Genomic DNA, 4,584 nt, shown 5'->3' on the forward strand with positions numbered 1-4,584 from the left:
CCTACCTGGTGCTCATTGCGGCTGCAATGTTCCTGCAGTACTACCAAATGAAGCAGATGAACAGCCGTAATCCGCAGGCTGCAGCTGCGAATCCGCAGATGCAAACGATGCAGAAGTTTTTCCCAATTATCTTCGGATTCATTTACCTAAGAGTGCCGGCGGGAGCAACCATTTACATGGTGGTCTCTTCGGCGATGCGCATCGCCACCCAAGAGGTGATGTTCAAGACGGGGATGGTGGCTCCGGTGGCGGTCGAACGCGAGATCGGCTCGGGCAAACAGGACAAGCCACCGCCCCCCGAGAAGCCGGCCCCAAAGCCGGCGAAGAAGCGCTCGACCGCCACGGACGGGACGGCGCTGGCCAAGGGAACGGTGCCCCCGCAGAAGGCGGACACCAACGGACGGCCCAAGACGGACGCGAACGGGCGGAAGCCCGGGGCGGGCAAGCGGCCCGCCGGCGGGAAGGGGGCGGCCGCGGAACCGCCGGCCCCCAAGCCCGGGAACCGATCGCGATCCAAGCGGGCCAGAAAGGCACGCTAGGACGTGGAGTGGGTTGAGGTAGCAGGCAAGACCATCGAAGAGGCGACCGAGCAGGCGCTCGATCAGCTGGGGGTCGGTCCCGGCGACGCCGAGGTCGTGGTGATCAACGAGCCCAAGCTGGGCCTCTTCGGCCGCGTGCGGGTCGAGGCCCGGGTCCGCGCCCGGGTGCGCCCGGTCGGCGCCCGGCCCAAGCGGGAGCGCTCCCGGCGGGGCGACCGGTCCCGCCAGGGCGACCGCCCGCGCAGCGGCTCCTCCGGCTCGAGGTCGAGGTCATCGGGTAGCGGCCGGGCCTCCGGGGGCAACGGCAGCGCCGACGCCGAGAAGGCTCACTCGACCGGTGGGGGTGACAATGGATCGTCCGGGCGCGGCAACTTGGAGGGCTCGAGCCCGGCCGACCCGGGCCGCGGGCAGGGCACCGGCGCCAGCCGCTCGGCCCGCCGTCGACGCAACCGCTCCCGGGCCGCCACCGCCGGTGCAGGCGCAGGCGCCACCGTCGGCGCCACCGAGATCCACGACCGCTCGCAGAACGGCTCCACCCGCGAACCATCCCACGCACAAGCTCCGTCCCGGAGCACCGAAGGCAAGGAGACAGTGGACATGGCCGAGGGAATGACGCTCGAGGAACAGGGCGAGATAGGACGGACGTTCCTCGCCGGCCTGCTCGCCGAGTACGGGGTCGAGGCCACCGTCGAGAGCCGCCTCCTCGACGACGAGACCGTCGAGATCGCGGCCGTCGGCGATGACAAAGGCCTCGGCATGCTCGTGGGCCCCCGCGGCTCGACGCTCGCCGCGCTCCAGGACCTCACCCGGGCCGTGGTCCAGCGCCAGTGCCCCTCCCGCACCGACCGCATCCTCGTCGACGTCGCCGGCTACCGGGAGCGCCGCTCGGCCGCCCTCAAGCGCTTCAGCGTCCAGATCGCCGAGGAGGTCATCTCCTCGGGCCACGAGAAGGCGCTCGAGGCCATGAGCCCGGCCGACCGCAAGGCGGTCCACGACGCCATCAACGAGATGGACGGCGTCGTCACCCGCTCCGAGGGCGAGGACCCGCACCGCCACGTCGTCATCGCCCCGGCGTCCTGACCCGTCGGTGCCCGGCACCGACCCCTCCGCCGCCTCTCCCCCTCCCCTCCCCGACCCCTCTCGGCCCACTCGGCCCACTCGGCCCTCCGAGTCCTCCGACCCCGCAGAGCCCGCTCACCCCCCCGAACTCCGCCGGATCCTCGGGGAGGCCCGGGCCGCCGGCTTCCTCGGTCCCGGCCCCGTCGACACCCACCTCCGCCACGCCGAGGGCTTCGTCGCCGTCTGCCGCCGCCTGTGGCCTGACGGCCCCACCCCGCCGGTCCTCCTGGACCTCGGTTCGGGGGGCGGACTCCCCGGCCTCGTCGTGGCCACCCGCTGGCCCGAGGCCACCCTCGTCCTCCTCGACGCTCAAGGCCGCCGCACGGCCTTCCTGAGCGACGCGGTCCGGCGACTGGGCCTCGGGGCCCGGGTCTCGGTGCGCCAGGGCCGGGCGGAGGCGGCCGGTCGTGACCCCCTCCTCCGGGGGCACTTCGACGGGGTCTTGGCCCGGTCCTTCGGACGGCCTGCCGTCGTGGCCGAGTGCGCCGCTCCCCTGCTCGGATCCGGCGGCTGGCTGGTGGTCTCCGAACCACCGGGGAGTCCCCCCGACCGTCCGCCGGACCTTCCCTCGGATCCCTCCGGCGCGGACCTCCGCTGGCCGGCCCAGCCCCTGCGCCAGCTCGGCCTGGTCCCGGACCAGCTGGTCCATGAGGGGTTCGACTACCAGACGCTCCGACAGGCCGAGCCCTGTCCCGAGCGGTTCCCCCGCCGGGACGGGGTTCCGGCGAAACGCCCCCTCTTCTGAGGAAGGGTCCCGCCCGTATACCCGCGCTCGGGCCCCCTCGAGGCCACCAGATGACACCCCAGTGGCCTCCCCGGGAATGTTTCACGTGAAACCAGAGCCCCGCATGGCCTGAATTTTTTTGGGTCAGGTTTCACGTGAAACAGAGGCTGAAGTCTTGACCAGCTGACCCGGGGACGCCAGGATATGCGGCGTGCCTCGGCGATTCGGATTCCCCGCCTGATGCGCATCAGGCGCAGGGACAAGACACCGACACCACCTCCGACCGAGCAGCCGCCTAGCCCTGTCACAGCCGACGGGCCAACCTCCACGGATCCCGTCAAGAGGCTGATCGCGGAGCCCGAGCAGGGGCCCAACGGCACGCCACCGGCGCCCCCGGCCCAGGTCGAAGAGCAAGCTCCGACGCAGCTCCCGGCGTCGGGCGAACCCACTCCGCCTACCCCAGCTACCGTGTCCCTCCCTATGGGAGAAGAGCCTGCAGCGGCCGCACAGGAGGCCGTGGGGGCGGTCCAGGAACCCGAGGCGACCCCGCAGACGGCCCACGAAGAGTTCGTGGCCGAGGATGTAACTTCGGCGCCGGCTCCGGTCGAGGCGCCCGAAGCAAAGGCGGACATGGCGAAGAAGGGGAAGGCGCAAAAGGGGGCGAAGGCGTCCGGTGCAGCCGGTGAGCACGCGCCGGCCATGCGGGCTCCGTCCATCCGCGACGACGCCACCGAGCTCCTCAACGGGTCCAAGCCCGCAGCCCGGGAGCTGCCTCGGGTGATCGCCATCGCCAACCAGAAGGGTGGCGTCGGCAAAACGACGACCACGGTGAACCTCGGGGCAGCCCTGGCCGAACAGGACTATCGGGTCCTGGTCATCGACCTGGATCCCCAGGCGAACGCGACCACCGGTCTCGGCGTCGAGGCCCGCAATTTCGAGCTTTCGATGTACGACGTGATCATGCGCGACCAGGCCCTCGAGGATTGCATCGAGCCGACCAGCGTCAAAAACCTGTTCGTCGCCCCCGCAACGATCGATCTGGCCGGGGTGGAGATCGAGCTCGTCCCGGCGTTCAGCAGGGAGTTGAAGCTGCGCCGGGCCATCGAGACCATCGTCGACGACTTCGACTTCGTGCTGATCGACTGCCCGCCGTCGCTGGGTCTCATCACCGTCAACGGTCTGGCGGCGGCCCACGAGGTCCTGGTGCCGATCCAGTGCGAGTACTACGCCCTGGAGGGCCTGAGCCAGCTCCTGCGCAACGTCAACCTAGTCTCGACCAATCTCAACGAGACACTCGAAGTCACCACAATCGTCCTCACCATGTTCGACGCCCGCACCCGACTCTCCGTCGACGTGGCCAACGAGGTCAGGGAGCACTTCTCGGAGCGGGTCTGCCGGGTTGTGATCCCCCGGACGGTCCGCTTGTCGGAGGCCCCGTCGTTCGGGCAGCCCATCACGGTTTTCGATCCCGCTTCGCGAGGCGCAGTGGCGTACCGCGAGCTGGCCAAGGAGGTGAGCAATGGCGCGCCGCAGCGGACTCGGTAAGGGGCTGAGCGCCCTCATTCCTAGTGAAGCGGTCGGGGAGTCCGACTCGATTCTGCGGGTGGTGCCGATCTCCCATATCCGTCCCAACTCCTTCCAGCCCCGCAGCAACTTCGACGAGGAATCCATGGCCTCGCTGGCCTCCTCCATCAAGGCGGTGGGTCTGCTGCAGCCGGTCCTGGTGCGCGAGCTGCAGGACGAGGGCGAGAGTTACGAGCTCATCGCGGGGGAGCGGCGTTGGCGGGCGGCTCGGCGCGCCGGGCTCCAGACCATCCCGGTCCTCGTCCAGCGGGCCGACGACGTGGCGAGCCTCGAGCAAGCGCTTGTCGAGAACCTGCACCGGGTCGATCTCAATGCACTCGAGGAAGCCGCGGCCTACCAGCAGCTGATCGACGAGTTCGGGCTCACCCACGAGCAGGTGGCCTCGCGCATGGGCAAGGGTCGGGCGACCGTTACCAACACCCTGCGCCTCCTCCAGCTGCCGGCCGGCGCGCAGCGGGCCCTGGCGGAGCGGACCATCTCGGCCGGACATGCCCGGGCACTCCTCGGGACTCCCGATCGGGCCCTGCAGGAGAGGCTCGTCGAGCGGATCGTCGAGGAGGGCTTGACGGTCCGGGCGGTCGAGGATCTCGTGCGCAGCGGCGGCGTGGACCTCCGTGT

General features: G+C 70.3%; 5 protein-coding genes. All 5 read left to right on the forward strand.

Going from position 1 to position 4,584, the window contains the following annotated elements; genetic code table 11:
* Positions 1 to 539 (forward strand): hypothetical protein (locus VH112_13825; GenBank protein ID HEX4541314.1); only part of this gene is annotated, 539 nt, incomplete at its 5' end.
* A 3-nt stretch (positions 540 to 542) separates the two neighbouring features.
* Complete coding sequence (gene jag, locus VH112_13830) at positions 543 to 1,619, forward strand: RNA-binding cell elongation regulator Jag/EloR (protein HEX4541315.1); 1,077 nt, start codon at positions 543 to 545, stop codon at positions 1,617 to 1,619.
* A 7-nt stretch (positions 1,620 to 1,626) separates the two neighbouring features.
* On the forward strand, positions 1,627 to 2,403 hold the full coding sequence (locus VH112_13835) for an RsmG family class I SAM-dependent methyltransferase (GenBank protein ID HEX4541316.1): 777 nt from the start codon (positions 1,627 to 1,629) through the stop codon (positions 2,401 to 2,403).
* A 459-nt stretch (positions 2,404 to 2,862) separates the two neighbouring features.
* The gene (locus tag VH112_13840) at positions 2,863 to 3,927 is read left to right on the forward strand and encodes an AAA family ATPase (GenBank protein ID HEX4541317.1); all 1,065 of its coding nucleotides are present in this window, start codon (positions 2,863 to 2,865) and stop codon (positions 3,925 to 3,927) included.
* Positions 3,902 to 4,584: ParB/RepB/Spo0J family partition protein (locus VH112_13845; protein HEX4541318.1), on the forward strand; the 683-nt coding region annotated here is incomplete at its 3' end. The genes VH112_13840 and VH112_13845, both read left to right, overlap by 26 nt.

The sequence above is a fragment of the Acidimicrobiales bacterium genome (assembly GCA_036270875.1).
Classification (GTDB): domain Bacteria; phylum Actinomycetota; class Acidimicrobiia; order Acidimicrobiales; family AC-9; genus AC-9.

Excerpts from the sequence above, each read along its gene's own strand:
- VH112_13840 (HEX4541317.1), top strand. The coding sequence starts at position 2,863 with ATGGGAGAAGAGCCTGCAGCGGCCGCACAGGAGGCCGTGGGGGCGGTC.